This is a genomic window from Dyella sp., assembly GCF_036384435.1.
In the GTDB taxonomy this organism is placed as follows: Bacteria; Pseudomonadota; Gammaproteobacteria; order Xanthomonadales; family Rhodanobacteraceae; genus GSA-30.
This window is the reverse complement of sequence record NZ_DASVMI010000127.1, coordinates 1-16534: the sequence shown is the minus strand read 5'-3', so window position 1 is coordinate 16534 and position 16534 is coordinate 1. Positions and strand designations below refer to the sequence as shown.

The window sequence follows — 16534 nt, the reverse complement described above, 5'->3', positions numbered from 1 at the left end:
CCTCGGCTCCGTTGGCGATGGCGCCCATGACCACCAGGTCGCGGTCGCGGGCATAGATCTGCTGACCCGAACGCACGGCGCCATCGTGAGTCTGCGCACCAAGCACGGGGCCTGTCTCGATGACCGGCTGGGGCGCGGCGGCACGCTGCGGGGCAGGCGCAGGCGCGGCGGTGGGAGCGGGCGGGGCGATGCTTCCGCCATCAGCCGGTTCATAGGCCGCACGGAACTTGGCGATCAGCGGCAAACCCATGCGTTTGGAGAGCGCTTCGGTCTCGCTGGTGCCATAGGCCAGCCCCACCGGCAGCATGCCGGCGCTGCGTATGGCCTCCAGCAGGGCGTCGACGGTGCCGTCATCGGGCAGGTCGAGCAGGTGGCTCAGATCCAGCACCACTGCGGCGCGGGAGAACAGTTGCGGTGCCGTACGCACACGGCGCTCGAGTTCATCGCACAGGGCAGCGGCGTCCACGCGCTTGATGCGGACATTGGCGATGCCTACCTGGCCAAAGCGCAGGTCACAGGCGTCGGAAGTAGCTGTATCCATTCGTACCGTCATGGCCGCCGCTCGCCAGCAAGGCGGCGCGGCGTATCGGAGTTGAGATGTTCTCGCTCGGCCAGCCAGGGAACGTCCGGCAGGCCGCCACGTTCAAGGTAGGTCTCGCGCACGTAAGCATAACTGGGCAGGTCCTTGGCCAGGAGACTGACCTGCGGTCCCTCGTTACCCATGCGTTGCTGGCCTACTTCCTGGAAGCCATAGGTGCCGTGGAACAGTACCACCACATCGTCGCGGGGCTCCAGAAATACCTCGCAGGTCAGCAACGGCACGCGAACCTCGGCGTAGCTGTTCACGTCGCAATAGAAGATGCGGCCCAGGCCGTGGCGGCGGTATGCGTTGGCAATGACGATGCGATCGATGTATGCAAATTGCTGGTAGTGCTCGCCAAACCATACATAGTTGGGGCTGTCGTAGGGGCGACCCTCGCGCAAGGCTATCAGGAAGCCGGCCAGGTGTCCGTCAATCTCGGCCACGCGGAAATAGTCGGCGTGCTCGTAGAAGAAGCGCAGCCTTGGGACGTCCAGGGTGAGGATGGAGCGGCCGGCGGTGTTGTTGAGCGCCAGTACGGCATCCAGGTCGTGCTCGCGCACGTCACGGATGGCTAGGGCCATGCGTTGCTCCACGATCTCAGGGTGGTTCCGGGCGGGTCTGACCAACCCGCGTAAGGCGGCATTATGACATGGCCGGTGGTAGCAGACATATCACGATGCACCATGTAAAACGTTTGTAAAGTGCCGGAGCGCAGGGGGCTGAGGGCGCCTGGGCAATGACTTCTCACGCATTGCACCACGCCGCGCCGGCGCCGATGATGCGACCCATGCCATGGCATTCATTCAATCATCAGCGCGTGCTGCGCTATATCGGTCTTTTCTGCTACCTCTGCGTGGGGGTGCCGCTAGTGCAGAGCAGCTGGAGCCTGGCGCAGGTCAATGCCTGGTGGAGCAAGAGCCCGGTCATCATGGGCTGGGTCATCAGTTACCTGGTGTTTGGCGCTAACTACCTGCTGCTGACCACCCGTCAGGAGTCACGCCTGCGCGTGGTCAAGCTGGTCAGCGTGGTACTGCTGACAGTATCGGCGATCGGCGTGGGCTGGTTCAGCCAGAGCGGCTTATCGGCCATGCTGATGATGGTCATTGCCATGGTGCTGCCGTGGCAACTGCCGATGGTGGCTGGTCTGCTGTGGATGCTGGCGCAGTTGCTGCTGCTGATCCCCATCATAGCCAACTACCAGGGCTGGACCTGGACCAATGCCATCTTGCAAGTATGCATGTACATGGGTCTTTCGGCGCTGACCTTCTTCACCTCGGCCGTGGCCAGCCAGCAGGTCGAGGAACGCGAGGTGCAGCGGCGACTCAACTCCGAGCTGCGCGCGACGCGGGCCTTGCTGGCCGAATCCACGCGCATCGCCGAGCGCATGCGCATCGCGCGCGAATTGCATGACCTGATCGGCCATCACCTGACCGCGTTGACCCTCAATCTCGAAGTGGCCAGCCATTTGAGCAATCCGGAGGCCGCCGATCATGTGCGCAAGGCGCAGGCCACGGCCAAACACCTGTTGTCGGACGTGCGCGAAGCGGTCAGCGAACTGCGCCAGGACGATGCGATCGACCTGACCCAGGCATTGCGCAGCCTGATCGAGGGCGTGCCTGGGCTGAAGGTTCATGTAGAGATGCCGCCGCGCTTCAGCGTCGAAGACCCTCGCCGAGCCCAAGTATTGCTGCGTTGCGCCCAGGAGATCATCACCAATACGGCCCGGCATGCCGGCGCGCGCAATCTCTGGCTCAATTTTGCCTACGCCGAAGCTGACCTGCTGGGCCTGTATGCGCGAGACGACGGCCGTGGTGCGCCCCAGTTCAAGCCGGGCAACGGCATGTCGGGCATGCGCGAGCGCCTGGCCGAGTTCGGTGGCAGCGTCTCGGTCGACGGGCTCGGGTTGACCGAAGGTTTTGCCCTGACCATCCGCCTTCCGCTTGGCGAGGTGCAGGCCCTGGCTCATGCTCCGGCCAGGTTCGAGCCACCCGCCCTTTCGGTGCCATCGTGACGAGGTCATCCCAGGAGGGGCCATGTCGTGTAAGAATGTACGACCCGGATGCAGCATCGTTCTCACTGTCGGCCTTCTTGAGGCCGAGGGCTATTTACGTTTTGAGGATCCGCGATGATTTCCGTTTGTCTCGTTGACGACCAGAATCTAGTCCGTCAGGGCGTTCGCTCCCTGCTTGATCTGGCCGAAGATATCCGGGTGGTAGCCGAATGCGCCGACGGCGCGCAAGCCGTGCAGGACATTCCACGCGTCAAGCCCGATGTGGTCCTCCTGGACCTGCGCATGCCTAATATGAGCGGCCTGGAAGTCTTGCAGGCCCTGTCGGTGCGCAACGAACTGCCGCCGACCATCATTCTGACCACCTTCGACGACGACCAGTTGGTGCTGCAAGGTCTCAAGGCCGGCGCTCGTGGCTACCTGCTCAAGGATGTCTCGCTCGAACAGCTGGTCGAGGCCGTGCGCACCGTTGCCGCCGGCGGCTCGCTGGTGGCCCCGATGGTGACCCAGCGCCTGTTGGCCGGGGTAGGGCGCATGCAGAACCAGTTTACCAGCCTGGAACAGCCCGATCCGTTGACCGAGCGCGAAACCGAGATCCTGCGGCTGCTCTCTGGCGGCTACAGCAACAAGGAAATCGCCAATTCACTCAAGGTGGCCGAGGGCACGGTCAAGAACCACGTGTCCAATATTCTTTCCAAGCTGGGCGTGCGTGATCGCACGCGTGCGGTGCTTAAGGCGCTGGAACTGGGCATCGTCTGAAAAAGCAGGCCTCCGGTGCTTCTCCGGAGGCCTGGTCTGTCCGCTGTCAAGCGGCAGTCGCCGAAATGGCGCGACGCAGCACAGATAATCCGATACATCTGTGATCTCGACCCAATAGCGTTCCCGATCGCAAGCAAGTACCATCAAGGGCTTCGGCGCTGGCCGACCCCCGTCACGACTTGATTTCTTAGGGGAAATACCGTGACGGATCCCCGGGTCCCCCGCGACGCTTTTTGAGCCGCCTAGAGAGATGTTCGGAGAACCCTGGAATGATGCGTGTTCTTGAATTTATTGTTGCCTGTATCATCGTCGCCGTCGTGGGCGTGGTGGTGGGCTTTATCATGCCCAGCAGTGGCCACGTGGAACGGTCGCTCGTCGTCGGCAAGGACATGCGTCAGGTGTACGACGTGCTGAACAACTTCCGTCGCTTCCCGGATTACTCCGTGCAGCGCCAGTACGACCGCAATACCAAATACGACTTCAGTGGCAAGGCTTATGGCCCGGGTGCCGAGGTGAGCTGGACCAGCGAAGACGACAAGGTCGGCAGCGGCAAGCTCACGATCGCCAGTAACGATCCGACCTTCGACAAGGTCGACCTCACCGTCAAGTCAGCCAAGATCGTCTGGAATCTGGACAGCAACTGGCGCGGCAAGGACAAGCACTTCACGTTGCAGCTCGATCGCCAGGGCACGCGCAACCAGTTGACGAAGATCACCTGGTCGTATGACGTGGCCTACGGTGCGAATCTGATCGATCGCTATTCGAACCTCTACATCCATGGCGATCCGGATGCCTTTATCCAGTTCACCATGAATAACCTGCAGAACGTGCTGGCGCAGGTGTCTGGCAGCGACTACACCAAGCTGATTCCAGCCATCGAGCAGACCAAGCCGGTGCCGGTGCTGCTGGTGTCGACTTCCGCCGATCGCAAGGGTGGTGGCGATGCCCGCAAAGACGCTGAGGACAAGGCCATCAGCCAGCTCCAGGCCGCAGCCAAGAAGCTCAATGTCAACGTGGTTGGCCCGCGCATCCTGATTACCACCAATTACGGTGACCAGACGTATAACTTCGATGTGGCCCTGCCGATCAGCGCCAGCAGCTTGAACGTGGGCGGTCAGAGTCATGACCTGACCGCACCCAAGCCGCCGTCCCTGGCAGATGCCGCCGCCCCCGCCAGCAGCGGTACTGCCGCTGCCCCGGCCGACGCCGCCCTGGCGCCCGGCAGCCTTGATCGCTTCAATCGCCTCGTCGTGGACGGCAATGTCCGTGCCGAACTGGCTGGCGGGAGCCAGACCCTGCGCGGTCAGTGGAACGGCGAATTCGGCGGTGTGGCCGCGACCCGTGAAATGCTCAAGGCCTACGCGCAGACGCACGGCTACAAGTTCGACGAGGTCACCTCGCCTTCGTATGACGTGATTGCCAAGCCGGAAGAGAAGAAGGGTGACGACGTCACCAGCTACGCGCTCTACATGGTCTACCTGCCGATCACCAATGGCCCGGACCAGACGCCGGAACAGGAAGCCGGCATGAAGCCGGAAACCCTCGATGACGCACCGGCTTCGTCCGGTACCGCGCCGGCTCCGGCCAGTACGGCTGCCACGGCCAAGTAAGCGGTTTTCATCCAAGGCATCTTAAAAAGGCCCTTCCTCCGGGAAGGGCCTTTTCTTTTTCCCAGGCCGGTAAGCGAGGTTGGCGCGTCATCGCTCCGGGCCGTGCTCGCGAAGGCGAACTTTCTCCACGGCTTGCGGTACATTGCATAACGGTAGCGATCCTCGCGCCGTAAAGCTCTTCATTCCGCACGGATATGATCGAAACCGACAAACTCACGCGACGCTACGGCAACCTCACCGCGGTCGACGCGTTATCCATTCGCGCCGAGCCGGGCCAGGTGCTTGGCCTGCTCGGCCCCAATGGCGCGGGCAAGTCCACGGTGATGCGCATGATTGGCGGCTTTCTGACCCCGACATCGGGTACCGCACGCGTATGCGGTCATGATGTGGTGAAAGATCCGGTCAAGGCGCGCCGCGCCTTGGGCTATCTGCCGGAAGGCGCCCCCAGCTATGGCGAAATGACGGTGCGTGAATTCCTCACGTTCATCATTCGCATCCGTGGCATGAGTGCCGATAACGGCTACCGTCGGTTTGGCGACGTGGTCAGTCACCTGCAATTGGAAGACGTGCTCGATACCTGCATCGACAACCTGTCCAAAGGCCTGCGGCGCCGTGTTGGTCTTGCGCAGGCGATCATCCACGATCCGCCGGTGCTCATGCTCGATGAGCCGACCGATGGCCTGGACCCCAACCAGAAGCATACCGTGCGCCAGCTCATCGATACGATGGCGCGCGAGCGCACCATCCTCATTTCCACGCATCTGCTTGAGGAAGTGCATGCCTTGTGCAATCGCGTGGTGATCATTGCTGGCGGCCGTTTACTGGCCGATGCCACCCCGGCCGAATTGGAAGAGCGCTCGCGCTACCACGGCGCGGTGTCCTTCAGCGCGCCCGGCAGCGGAGTGTCCCAGGAGATGCTTGGCCGCCTGCCGCAGGTATCGGCGATCGAGGTGGACCCGCTGGACGGACGCATCACGGTATTTCCCAAGCACGGCGAACGCATTCTCGAAGCCGTGGAAACCCTGCTGCGCCAGCAGGGCCTTGAAGTGTCGGAAATTCAGCTTGAACGCGGGCGCCTGGATGAAGTGTTCCGGCACATTACTACCGGCCAGTCCACGGGAGCGCGCGCATGAGTCCGATCAGCGCGGTGGCGCGACGTGAATTGCGCAGTTATTTCGTCACGCCGATGGCGTATGTATTTCTGGTGATGTTCCTGGTACTGGCAGGTTTGCTTACCTTCTACAGCGGCGACTTCTACGAGCGCGGCCAGGCCGACCTGCAACCGTTCTTTGCCATGCATCCATGGCTGTACCTGATTCTTGCGCCGGCATTGTCGATGCGCATGTGGGCTGAGGAGGCCAAGGGCGGCACGTTGGAATTGCTGCTGACCCTGCCGGTGACGCTGGTGCAGGCGATGCTCGGCAAGTTCCTGGCTGCGTGGGTGTTCATCGGCATGGCGTTGCTGTTGACCTTTCCGATCTGGATTACCGTCAACTACCTGGGTTCGCCCGACAATGGCGTGATCGTCGCTGGCTATTTCGGTAGCTGGCTGATGGCCGGGGCATTGCTGGCTATCGGTGCCTGTCTTTCCGCACTGACGCGCAGCCAGGTGGTGGCCTTTATCCTCACCGTCGTGGTGTGTTTCATGCTGATCCTGGCCGGCCAGCCGCAGGTGCTCGACTTCCTGCAAGGCACCCTGCCGCGCAAGTTGATCAATGGCGTGGCGCACCTGAGCATGCTGCGGCATTTCGAGGCGATCTCGCGTGGCGTGCTCGATGTGCGTGACTTGTTCTACTTTGTGCTGAGCATTGTCGCGTGGCTCGTGGCCGGGGTGCTCGTGCTCGACCTGAAGCGGACATCCTGACGATGCTGCGCCATCGCTTTTCCCGACGTACCATCCTCAGCGCTTCTCTGGCACTGCTGGTGCTTGTCTATGTGGGCCTGGCGCTGGCGGGCAGTCGCTGGATGCGTGCCGACCGCCTCGATCTGACCTCGGACAAGCTCTACACGCTCACGCATGGCACCGAGCAGATCGTCGAAGGGCTGCATGCACCCCTGCGCCTGACACTGTATTTCTCAGATCACGCCACCGCCGACTCGCCGCAACTACGCAGCTACGAGCAGCGTGTGCGCGAGATGTTGCAGGAGATGGTGGCGCGCTCGCATGGCCGGCTGCATCTGCAAATTGTCGATCCAGTGCCCTATTCGGATGAGGAAGCCAGCGCCGAGGGCTATGGCCTGAGCCCTATCAACGTCGGCACCCATGGAGAGCGGGTGTTCTTCGGCCTGGTCGGCAGCACGCTGGCACCTGGTGCGGATGCGGACGCCGATGGCGATCCCAGGGCCGGCGGCAAGACATTGGCCATCCCCGTATTCGATCCTTCGCGCGAGACATTTCTCGAATACGACATCGCCAAGCTGATCTATGAGCTCAACCAGCCGACCAAGCCGCATATTGGCGTGATCAGCAGCCTGCCGGTGCAGGGCAATCTGTTGATCGGCGAGCAGCCATGGACGGTCATGGCACAGATCGGCCAGTTGTTCGATGTCCGCACCATCGACCCTACGCATCTCCAGCATGTAGGCGACGATATCAAAGTGCTGTTGTTGATCCATCCCAAGCACCTTTCCGACGATGCGCAGTATGCGATCGATCAGTACGTGCTGCGCGGTGGTCATCTGGTGGTCTTCGTAGATCCGGATGCCGAACTGGATAACACGCCGTTCGTGGATAGCAACGGCGTGATGGATGACCACAACTCGGACCTGCCGCGCCTGTTCAAGGCCTGGGGGGTGCAGTACGACTCGCAGAAGATCATTCTCGATCGCTCGCGCGCCTTGCGTATCGAGTTGTCCGACAGCAGTGCGCTCAATCATCCGGCGATGCTTGGCCTGACCGGACAAGAACTCAACCACGATGATGTGGTCACGGTCAGCCTGCAACGCATCAACGCCGCCAGCGCCGGTTTCTTTGACCTGGCCCCCGACGCCCATGCTCGCCTGATTCCGCTTCTGCAAAGCACCAACGACGCCGAACTGGTGCCGGCGCAGCGCGTGCGCGAATCGACTCGCGACCCGGCCACGTTGCTGGACAATTACAAGCCGGACAATACGCATTACGTGATTGCCGCCAGGTTGGACGGCACGTTTCGCAGCGCCTTCCCCGAGCGTGCCAAGGCCAAGGGGCACCTGGCCACCTCAGGCGACAATGCCGAGGTGATCCTGGTGGCCGACACCGACCTGTTGACCGATCGGCTGTGGGTTTCCTATGCACAGAACCTGCTGGGCCAGACCCAATTGAGCGCAGTCGCCAACAATGGCGACTTCATCACTAACATCATCGACAACCTGAGCGGATCCTCGGCGCTGCTATCTATTCGTGGTCGTGCCACGTCGCAGCGACCCTTCACCAAGGTACAGGCACTGCAGAATGCGGCCGACCAGAAATTCCTCGCCAAGAAACTGGAGTTGCAACGCGAGTTGGCCGAGACCCGCAGCCGCCTGTCCGAACTGCAGCCGACCAAGAACGGACACACCACCGATAACGGTAATACTCAGCAAAAAGCCGAAATGGAGCAGTTCCTGCAACGCCAGCTTGCGATCAACAAGGCATTGCGCGACGTACAACACCAGCTCAATGCCGAGATCGACGCATTGGGCTGGCGCCTGAAATTCATCAACATCGTGCTCGTGCCCGGCTTGATTGCCGTATTCGGCCTGGTGCTGGGTTGGCGTCGTTCGCGACGCAATCGCCGCAGGGCGACATGATCGGCGTCAATCTGCCACAGGCATGTTGCGCCGCACCTGTGGCTATGCTGCGCCGTCATTCGCGCCGGGGCTGAATCACGATGCTTTCCACTCTGCTCAAGTGGGTTGTGCCCTGGGAATTTTCCTGGGTCTTCCTGCTGACTTTCCTGGTGTCTTGCGTGCTGTACGTGCGCGGGTGCCGGCGTGTTCCGGTCAGTCTGGGGCGGCGGATCGCCTTCTGGACCGGCATGGCGATCATCTACCTGTCGCTGCACACCTATCTGGATTATTTTGCCGAGCATGAATTCTTCATGCACCGGATCCAGCAGGTGTTGCTGCATCATCTTGCGCCTCTGCTGGTAGTGGCGTCCTATCCGGGACCGGCGCTTCGCGCCGGCCTGCCGTTGCGTTGGCGCGTCGGCTTGTTGCGGCCGATATTGCGCTCATGGCCCTGGCGCTTGTTCAGTGCGGTGTTCCTCAATCCTGCGGTGGCTACCATCCTGTTTGTAGCCTTCATCATCGTATGGCTGATTCCCGCCATGCAGACGCTGGCTATGCTGGACTGGCGCATTTATCGCTTCATGAACTGGTCCATGATCATCAGCGGATTCATCTACTGGTGGCTGGTGCTCGATCATCGTCCGCATCCTCCCGGTCGCATGGTGGCTGGAGTTCGCGTGTTGTCACCCGGTATCACCATGAGTCCGCAGATCCTGGCTGGTGCGATCGTCACGTTTTCCAAGAGCGATCTTTATCCGATCTTCGAGCTGTGTGGGCGCGCTTTCACATTCAATGTGCTGACCGGCCAACTGGTGGGTGGCGTGATCATGTGGGTGCCGGCGGCGATCATCGAAAGCATTGGAGGCCTGCTGGCCTTGCGCCAATGGCTGCAGTTGTCACGCAGGGGACGGATTCGTCGCAAACCACGTGTCCTTGTGGCGCGCCGCACCGGCAACGCGCCGGTACGGCCTTGAACACCTTGCCCCTGAGGCGTGGGCGAGGTATTGCCGATCAATGCACTTTGGCGAACTTGGCCTTTACGGCCACGCCGGACATCAGGAAGCCCTTGTGGCACTCGTAGTTGGTCGGATCGCTGAAGACCTGGTCGTTGTAGTTGCTGACGATATCGACCACGGCATTGGCACCGGCACGCTTGGCATCGTCTTGTAGCGCGATCAGCACCGACTCCATCACACGATGGCAGGTCGCTTCGTCGGACTTGGCAAAAGCATTGGTCTTGCGGCTGATCGTCACGTTGTCGTTGACGATGGCCATCTTGCCCGAAGGCTTGTTGCCTGCCAGGTAGAACTTCACCGAGCCGTCAAGCTTGCCATCCTTAGTTCCTTGATCCACGGCAGCTTGAAACGGCAGGTGCACGACCTTGTCGGCAGCCATGCTGACGGCGGGTAGGGCAAAAAGCACAGCGGCGATGAGATAAGTAGCTTTCATGCAGGTAGATCTCCTAACGGTTGGGAAGACGCACATAGGCAGGTTCAGCACAACCCACCATTGACCGCCAATACCTGGCGGGTGATGTAAGCGGCATCGGGGCTAAGCAGGAATTGCACGGCAGCGGCGACCTCGCCAGCTTCGCCAGCGCGCTGCATGGGAATGGCCTTGAGGATTTCCTCCACCGGAACATCCTCATTGAGCATGTCGGTGTCGATCAAGCCGGGTGCGACGCAATTGACGGTGATCTTGCGCTTGGCCAACTCCACCGCCAGCGCTTTGGCCGCACCGATCACGCCGGCCTTGGAGGCGCTATAGTTGACTTGGCCACGGTTACCGATAATGCCCGAGACGGACGTTATGCACACGATGCGCCCGGCAGCCCGGCGACGGATCATTGGCATGACGAGCGGATGCAGCACGTTGTAGAAGCCATCCAGGTTGGTACGAAGCACACTATCCCAGTCGTCGTCCGAAAGTGCCGGAAAGGCGCCGTCGCGCGTGAGCCCTGCATTGCAGACAACACCGTAATAGGCGCCATGGGCTTCTACATCCGCCTCCAGCGCAGCCTTGGTGGCGGCACGGTCGGCAACGTCGAATTGCAGGATACGTGCCTGGCGTCCCAGCGCACGGATGGCTTCCTGCGCGCTTTCTGCCTCGTCGCGGCGCGAACGGCAATGCAGCACGATGTCATAGCCATGTCGCGCCAGCCGCAATGCGATGGCTCGACCGATTCCTCGGCTTGAGCCGGTAACCAGGACAGTCTCAGTCATGGGATGTTCCTTGGGCGCCCGCCGAAGCCTGCGCGAAAAAGAGGTCTGCATCGGGCGGGCTGAAAACGTTCAATCGCGCCTGTGCCGTCATGCCGTCTGCGTCGATGCGGCAGGCAAACGAACCCATGCCGTTGTCGTCGTGGAAGGCGCGCACCGCTTCGATGCGCAGCATTGTGCCCGGGGGAAGGCGCTCGACATTGCACTGGTACTGGCGTGTGCCAAGCAGAAACCCCAACCGCACCGGCCTTGCCTCATTGAGTGCATGCGCGCCGGCCCAGGCCGCCACGCTTTGTGCCATCATTTCCACGCCGGCCCAGGCCGGGAAGTGGCCGTCGGCATCGTTGAACAACCCATCGGCACGCACGGTCGCCTGGCACACGATACGATCGACATCCAACTCGAGCATGTCGTCAAGCAGGCTCATATCACCGCCATGCGGCACGACATCGGCAATCGGCCAGAGCCTCATATCGGATCTCCAAGAATCACGCAGGCGTTGTTGCCGCCGAAAGCAAACGAATTGCTCATCACGCGCGCCGTGCGATCAACAGGTAGATGACTGCCATGCCCGGTCAGTAGCAGCGCGGGTAGCGCCGGGTCCGCCACGCCATCCCATATATGAGGAGGCAGTCGCCTTCGTGCCTGGGTATCGCTCAGAGCCAGCCAACAGAACGCCGCCTCCAGTGCACCGGCCGCGCCCAGAGTGTGCCCGGTCAGTGACTTCGTGGACGAACACGGCACACCATCAGGGAAGACGTCATGGATGGCCAGACTTTCCATGCTGTCGTTGTGCTCGGTCGCCGTGCCGTGCAGATTCACATAGTCGATTTGAGTGGCATCCAGACCCGCTTCGCGCAGGGCCGCATGCATCGCCTGCTTCGCCCCGGCGCCCCGGGGTTCAGGGGACGACATGTGATAAGCGTCGGAACTGGCGCCGCCCCCCAGGTATTGTACCGGTCCATTCTCACGCGTCATCAGGAACAGCGCGGCAGCCTCACCTATGTTGATGCCACGGCGATGGGCTGAAAAAGGGTTGCAGCGCCGGGTATCGGTAGCCTCCAACGCGAAGAAGCCATTGAGTGGAAGCCGTGCGAGCGTGTCCACGCCACCGCAGATCACTGCATCGCACCAGCCCGAACGCAGCAACCGTTGCGCGCTCATCAGCGCTCGCGCGCCTGATGTGCACGCGGTAGAGATGCTGAAGCACGGACCAGCCAGCGCCAGCCATTCGGCCAGACATTCGGCGGGATCGGCCAGTTCCTGTTGCGAATAGCGATAACCTGCCGGCCAGATGCCTTCGCGCTGGAACGCGCCAACACCGACGGTGGCTTCCTCGATGGCCGTGGTGCTGGTGCCGATCACCACGCCGATGCGTGACGCACCGTAGCGTGTGATCGCGGCGCGGATGTCCATTTCGATCTGCCGCGCAGCCGCCAGCAACAGGCGGTTGTTCCGATTGTCGCGCACGGCGAGCTCGTCGGGTAACGGCGGCAGTTCGCCATCAATACGGCCCATCGGCAGGGCATGCCCAGGAACCCAATCCTCGGTGTCGGGCAAGCGGCTATCATCGCCACGAAACAACGCCTCAGCCACCGCGGCCTTGCCGTTGCCTAGATTACACACGATTCCAAGCGCGTTGAGATAGCTCATGACGCGACCAGGGGCTTGCGCGCGGCTACGTTGATCAGCGTTTCCTCGCGCTGGCCCGGAGGCGGCGGTGCACGCAGGCCCCAGCGTTCAAGCAGGCCGAAATCCTTCGAGCGGCTCCACCACAGATAGGGGAACGACACGTTGCACGGCTCGAACTCGAAGCCCTGTGCGCGAATCATCGCCAGATATTCATCGGCCGATTTCTGTACTTCCATCGGATGGCGGAAGAACCAGCGGATCACCCAGGTATCGATATACGCCTTGGTGGATTCGGCGAACAGCAACAGGCCGCCGGGTTTGAGTACGCGCCAGAATTCGGCCAGCGCCCGGTCCTGTTCCACCAGATGATGGAAGGTCTGGTGGCAGAACAGGATATCCACGCTTACATCGGGCAGTTCGATCCGCGCGCAGTCCGAAGCAATCAGTTCAACATCGATCTGCTCGCGTGCCGCTTCGTTGCGCGACAGTTGCAGGCTGCGCGGATCGGCATCAATGCCCAGCATGCGTTGTGGCTGAAATGCCTGGCGCAGCAGGCGAAACGATTTGCCCTGGCCGCAACCGACATCAAGCAGGATGCCGCCCTGGGGCGGCGGCTCGCCGATCAGTCGCTTGAGGTCGTTGATTGCCACGCGCAGCACATGGTGCTGCCAGGTGTGGCTGCGCAGGAAGTAGAAGCCGATTCGGGTCTCTTCGACGTAGGTACTACTGGCGTAGTTCATGGCAAGACGGCTTACGTGGCAGAGGTCGTCTGCGCCAGGGTGCGCTCGACGGCTTCGATGAAGACGGAAGGCGAGACCAGTTGCATCTCGCCACGGGAAAGGTCGACGGCAACCTGGATGGTGCTGGCGCGAGTCAGGCGTTCGCCGTTGGCGGCATCGCAGATGAGGTAATGCAGCTTGAGCCGGTTCTCCCACTCGACCAGTTCGGCATGCACCGCAATGCGCTGGCCGAAGCGGGCGGCACGTACATAGCGCAGTTGAAGGTCAATGACCGGCCACGCATAGCCGGCGGCTTTCATCTGCGTGTAGTTGTGTCCAATGCGATCGAGCAGGGCACAGCGGGCCACTTCCAGGTATTTTACGTAGTGACCATGCCAGACCACATCCAGTGAATCGACGTCGAAGAATGGCACTACGATTTCCGTGGTAGTACGCAGGAGGCCATTAGTGCGCATCGTTGGCTTCTTCCCCGGGTAACTGCCAATAGGCGTAGAAATTGAACCACTGACGCGGCGCCTCCAGGCAGCGCTGAGCCAACGCATCGGCATAGCGTTGTACCCATGCCTGGATGACGTCATCGCGTTGGCCGCGCGGCCATGCGGGTGTATCGACGAAAGGATCGAGATAGATCCGGTAGCGACCGGCCACCTTGAGGCAGCAAAGCAGGTTGACCGGACAACGAAGGATGCCGGCCATCAGCCAGGGACCTTGCGGAAAAGCCGCGCGATGGCCGAGGAAATCCACGATCACGCGGCGACCATCGTGCAAGGGCACGCGATCGCCGGCAATGGCCAGCCATTCGCCACCTTCTACACGTTGCGACAAGTCCATCATCATCGCGGTATCCAACTCGCTGACCTGGATCAGGCGCATGCTGCGATCGCCTGCTTCATCGAGCAGTTTGTTGAAATGCGCGACGTGACGATTGTGTACCAGCACGTTCAACGGTACCTGTTCACCCAGCTCGGCCATGGCGCGGCACACGTCGAGATTACCCAGGTGCGTGACTACCAGGATCTCGCCACGCCCACCCTGCTGGCTGCGCAGCAGGCGAGCACGTACGCCGTGCGGATCGACCAGTTGCACTTGCTTGAACGAAAGCTTGCCGCGCCAGACGTCCAGCCGGTCTAGCAGGTTTTCCGCATAGGCCATGAATTGGCCGAAGACGCTGCCGAGCGTAGGCTTGAGTTCGTCGCGGCCGCTCCAGGTGGCCAGATACCGCTGGTATTGACGCACGTTGCGCCGCGCCTTGCGGCCAGACAGAAAGAAGTACAGCACGATCAGGTAAAGCACCGGCGTCACCGGGCGGCGACCCAGCAACCGCACCGAATGCGCCGTCAGGCGCATCCAGAAGAAACTGCCGCGCTCCTTGTGCGTGGACCAGTGCTTCTCGGCGGTGCCGGTCTGGCTCATGGCTGGTCGCTCCACACCAGGCGACCGGACGAATAGATCGCCTCGTCGTGGCGATAGGCAAAATGCAGCTTGCCACGAGCATGATCGGCGCGCAGCGTCAGCGTGACTGGCGCTCCCGGTCGCAGCAGCTGCTGGAATTTCAGCGCTTCCATGGTGTGGCAGCCAGCGCCAGTGCCCAGGCGTGGCGCGGCCAGCGAGAGTGCCCAGGCAACCTGCACGGCACCGGGCACCACGGGGGCGCCAGCAAAATGTCCGGGAAAATGTGCCAGGTCCACGGGCACGTGCAACCGGATCGTCATGCCTTGCTCGTTGCTTTCCTCGGCCAGCACGATCGGATCGCGCGATAACGGCGCCCGTAGCAGGGCATCGACGTCGAACGAGAGTGCGGCCTGGGTTTCATCGAGCATGCGCACTGCGTGGACCGGGCACGGCAATGACAGGGCCCGCACCAGGGCGGCTTTGCCATGCGAGTGCAAGGCCGCGACGCCGGCTGCGTTGAGCACCAGCAGCACACAACCGTCGCGCAGATACACCTGCGACAGCCATGGGTGATGGCGCAGCGCTGCGTTCACGCAAACCTCCGGCGCATGCGTTGGCGCATGAGGAATTCGCCGACCAGCAGCGTGCCGATGATGAAATGTACTAACAGGCCGTTGTAGATCGTCCACCAGCTCAACGGACCCCATAGCGTCAATCCCGCGGACATCGCGGCGTTGAAGATGAAGAAGCCCACCCACACCTGGGTGACACGGCGCGTATAGGGAATCGCCTGTGGCGGCAGATCGGGTTCGCGCACGCGTGCGATGCGCTCAACCAGTGGCGGCCCATAGACGAGGCTCAAGCCGAAGGCACTTAGCAGCAGCAGGCTGATCAGGGTTGGATACCAGCGCAGCAATGCCGACTCGCCACTGAAGCCAAGGATCGCGCAATAGGCCAGCGACACGACCACCATCCACCAGCCGCCAGGTTCGCGGATCAGCCAGGGTGCGCGGATCAACCAGATCGAGCCCAGCACCATCGCAAACACCGGCGGTGCGACCTTGTCCATGCCGAAATAGACGACAAAGGGAAACGCCAGGCCAACGATGACCAGCAAAAGAGAAGTCAGCTTGCGCATGCGTTCCGCTGGGAGGCGACGAAGTCGGCCAGGCTGGCGATGGTGGCGAAATGCGCGCGCGCATCCTTCGAATCCGAGGCGATGCGGATGTCGTAGCGCTTCTGTAGTGCCAGCGCCAGTTCCAGTGCATCGACCGAATCCAGTCCCAGGCCCTGCCCGAACAGCGGCTGATCGATGGGAATGGTGGTCGGGTCGACATCCTCCAGATTGAGGGTTTCGACGATTAATTGGGCAATTTCCAGTTGCAATGCGTTCACGGCGGTGCAAGCTCCTTCGAATAAATGGCGTGCAGGTGTTCATTGAGGCGGCGCGAGGCGATGGGCGATGGCGTGTCGTCGGTGAAGTGGCTGACGACGATGTCTTTGCCCACGCGCAGGTGCACCTGCACGCGGCGATCGGGAATGCGGTACCAAGGTTCGGCCTTGGTCAGCGTGGTCGGCTGCACGGTGATGAAGACTGGGGTAATGATGCGTGCGCCACGAGTGGCGATAGCTGCCGCGCCGCGATGGAACACAGGCGTACAACCGGGCCGGGTGCGCGTGCCCTCCGGGAACACGATCAACGTCTGGCCGTCACGCAACACCTGGGCAGCCTCTTCAAGCATTTCCGGGCTGCCGTTGTTGCTGATGTACTGCGCCGTGGTAACCGGCCCGCGCGTGCATGGATTGCGCCACAGCCCCTGCTTGACGATGCAGTTGGCATCGCG

The 16534-nt window shown here is 61.8% G+C and carries 20 protein-coding genes; 7 read left to right on the top strand and 13 right to left on the bottom strand.

Annotation, left to right across the window (positions count from 1 at the left end; all coding sequences use genetic code 11):
- Together minC and VF436_RS12660 are read right to left on the bottom strand one after the other, a co-directional pair.
- A partial coding sequence (gene minC / locus VF436_RS12665; protein ID WP_330904392.1) for a septum site-determining protein MinC occupies window positions 1-553 on the bottom strand: 553 nt, incomplete at its 3' end.
- Window positions 550-1164, bottom strand: a complete 615-nt coding sequence (locus VF436_RS12660; RefSeq protein WP_330904391.1) for a GNAT family N-acetyltransferase — start codon at window positions 1162-1164, stop codon at window positions 550-552. The genes VF436_RS12660 and minC, both read right to left, overlap by 4 nt.
- Window positions 1165-1370: 206 nt before the next feature.
- Here VF436_RS12660 and VF436_RS12655 point away from each other — a divergent pair, with 206 nt between their 5' ends.
- The 7 genes from VF436_RS12655 to VF436_RS12625 all read left to right on the top strand — a co-directional run bounded on the left by VF436_RS12655 (window position 1371) and on the right by VF436_RS12625 (window position 9681).
- Window positions 1371-2594, top strand: a complete 1224-nt coding sequence (locus VF436_RS12655; RefSeq protein ID WP_330904390.1) for a sensor histidine kinase — start codon at window positions 1371-1373, stop codon at window positions 2592-2594.
- Between the two features lie 114 nt (window positions 2595-2708).
- A complete protein-coding gene (locus VF436_RS12650) occupies window positions 2709-3350 on the top strand; it encodes a response regulator transcription factor (protein ID WP_330904389.1) in 642 nt (213 codons plus the stop codon).
- A gap of 269 nt (window positions 3351-3619) precedes the next feature.
- The gene (locus tag VF436_RS12645; protein ID WP_330904388.1) at window positions 3620-4960 is read left to right on the top strand and encodes a polyketide cyclase; all 1341 of its coding nucleotides are present in this window, start codon (window positions 3620-3622) and stop codon (window positions 4958-4960) included.
- A 194-nt stretch (window positions 4961-5154) separates the two neighbouring features.
- Window positions 5155-6093 (top strand): ABC transporter ATP-binding protein, encoded by a 939-nt coding sequence (locus tag VF436_RS12640; RefSeq protein ID WP_330904387.1) that lies wholly within the window; start codon window positions 5155-5157, stop codon window positions 6091-6093.
- The gene (locus tag VF436_RS12635; protein WP_330904386.1) at window positions 6090-6824 is read left to right on the top strand and encodes an ABC transporter permease subunit; all 735 of its coding nucleotides are present in this window, start codon (window positions 6090-6092) and stop codon (window positions 6822-6824) included. The genes VF436_RS12640 and VF436_RS12635 overlap by 4 nt, the downstream gene beginning before the upstream one ends.
- A 2-nt stretch (window positions 6825-6826) precedes the next feature.
- Window positions 6827-8728 carry a GldG family protein gene (locus tag VF436_RS12630; protein WP_330904385.1) on the top strand — a complete coding sequence of 634 codons (1902 nt, stop codon included), beginning with the start codon at window positions 6827-6829 and terminating at the stop codon, window positions 8726-8728.
- An 80-nt stretch (window positions 8729-8808) separates the two neighbouring features.
- The gene (locus VF436_RS12625) at window positions 8809-9681 is read left to right on the top strand and encodes a cytochrome c oxidase assembly protein (RefSeq protein ID WP_330904384.1); all 873 of its coding nucleotides are present in this window, start codon (window positions 8809-8811) and stop codon (window positions 9679-9681) included.
- 37 nt (window positions 9682-9718) lie between these two features.
- Here the strand turns inward: VF436_RS12625 and VF436_RS12620 are convergent, their stop codons facing one another.
- From VF436_RS12620 to VF436_RS12570, 11 genes are all read right to left on the bottom strand, one after another.
- Window positions 9719-10156 carry an excinuclease gene (locus VF436_RS12620; protein WP_330904383.1) on the bottom strand — a complete coding sequence of 146 codons (438 nt, stop codon included), beginning with the start codon at window positions 10154-10156 and terminating at the stop codon, window positions 9719-9721.
- A gap of 44 nt (window positions 10157-10200) precedes the next feature.
- Complete coding sequence (gene fabG, locus VF436_RS12615; RefSeq protein ID WP_330904382.1) at window positions 10201-10929, bottom strand: 3-oxoacyl-ACP reductase FabG; 729 nt, start codon at window positions 10927-10929, stop codon at window positions 10201-10203.
- Window positions 10922-11398 carry a hotdog family protein gene (locus tag VF436_RS12610; RefSeq protein ID WP_330904381.1) on the bottom strand — a complete coding sequence of 159 codons (477 nt, stop codon included), beginning with the start codon at window positions 11396-11398 and terminating at the stop codon, window positions 10922-10924. The genes fabG and VF436_RS12610 overlap by 8 nt, the downstream gene beginning before the upstream one ends.
- A complete protein-coding gene (locus tag VF436_RS12605; protein ID WP_330904380.1) occupies window positions 11395-12579 on the bottom strand; it encodes a beta-ketoacyl-[acyl-carrier-protein] synthase family protein in 1185 nt (394 codons plus the stop codon). Before VF436_RS12605 ends, VF436_RS12610 begins: the two co-directional genes overlap by 4 nt.
- Entirely contained in the window at window positions 12576-13298 is a 723-nt protein-coding gene (locus VF436_RS12600) for a class I SAM-dependent methyltransferase (protein WP_330904379.1), read from the bottom strand. The genes VF436_RS12605 and VF436_RS12600 overlap by 4 nt, the downstream gene beginning before the upstream one ends.
- An 11-nt stretch (window positions 13299-13309) precedes the next feature.
- On the bottom strand, window positions 13310-13753 hold the full coding sequence (locus tag VF436_RS12595) for an acyl-CoA thioesterase (protein WP_330904378.1): 444 nt from the start codon (window positions 13751-13753) through the stop codon (window positions 13310-13312).
- Window positions 13743-14711: a glycosyl transferase gene (locus tag VF436_RS12590; protein WP_330904377.1), complete on the bottom strand. Its 969-nt coding sequence runs from the start codon at window positions 14709-14711 to the stop codon at window positions 13743-13745. The genes VF436_RS12595 and VF436_RS12590 overlap by 11 nt, the downstream gene beginning before the upstream one ends.
- Window positions 14708-15283, bottom strand: coding sequence for a hypothetical protein (locus VF436_RS12585; RefSeq protein ID WP_330904376.1), 576 nt, complete (start codon window positions 15281-15283; stop codon window positions 14708-14710). Before VF436_RS12585 ends, VF436_RS12590 begins: the two co-directional genes overlap by 4 nt.
- Entirely contained in the window at window positions 15280-15828 is a 549-nt protein-coding gene (locus VF436_RS12580) for a hypothetical protein (protein WP_330904375.1), read from the bottom strand. The genes VF436_RS12585 and VF436_RS12580 overlap by 4 nt, the downstream gene beginning before the upstream one ends.
- Window positions 15816-16085 (bottom strand): phosphopantetheine-binding protein, encoded by a 270-nt coding sequence (locus tag VF436_RS12575; RefSeq protein ID WP_330904374.1) that lies wholly within the window; start codon window positions 16083-16085, stop codon window positions 15816-15818. Before VF436_RS12575 ends, VF436_RS12580 begins: the two co-directional genes overlap by 13 nt.
- Window positions 16082-16534, bottom strand: a 453-nt coding sequence (locus tag VF436_RS12570) for a lysophospholipid acyltransferase family protein (protein ID WP_330904373.1), incomplete at its 5' end; no start/stop codon positions are given. The genes VF436_RS12570 and VF436_RS12575, both read right to left, overlap by 4 nt.